Source organism: Streptomyces globisporus (genome assembly GCF_003501885.1).
Lineage (GTDB): Bacteria > Actinomycetota > Actinomycetes > Streptomycetales > Streptomycetaceae > Streptomyces > Streptomyces globisporus_D.
In genome coordinates this window covers 1-375 of sequence record NZ_QWFA01000451.1, presented here as the reverse complement: position 1 = coordinate 375, position 375 = coordinate 1, and the positions used below count along the sequence as shown (strand labels likewise).

Here is a 375-nt window from a genome sequence, read left to right as displayed (position 1 = left end):
TCTTTGTTGCCTTCCAGATCAATCCCAATGACCATATAGGCCGCTTTGTTTACAATATGCCCGTCCTGCTTTACTTTAAAGTGGATCGCGTCCAAGAAGACAACCGTGTAGATGTTTTGTAGCGGCCGGTTTTGCCATTCCTTAATGATGGGAACAATTTTATTTGTAACGTTTGAAATGAGTGTAGGTGAAACCTCAACGCCATACAGATTCAGCAGGTGATCTTGAATATCTCGCGTGCTTACTCCCTTAGCATAGAGAGCCACAATTTGGTCTTCAATCCCTGTGACATTGGTTTGATGCTTCTTCACCACAACCGGATCAAACTCGCCCAAGCGGTCACGAGGCACTTGGATTTCAATGTCCCCATACTCC

At 45.1% G+C, this 375-nt stretch carries 1 protein-coding gene; it reads right to left on the bottom strand.

Features of this window, described 5'->3' with window-relative positions; genetic code table 11:
* On the bottom strand, positions 1-375 hold a 375-nt coding region (locus tag D3105_RS34260), incomplete at both ends, for a transposase (RefSeq protein ID WP_206273076.1).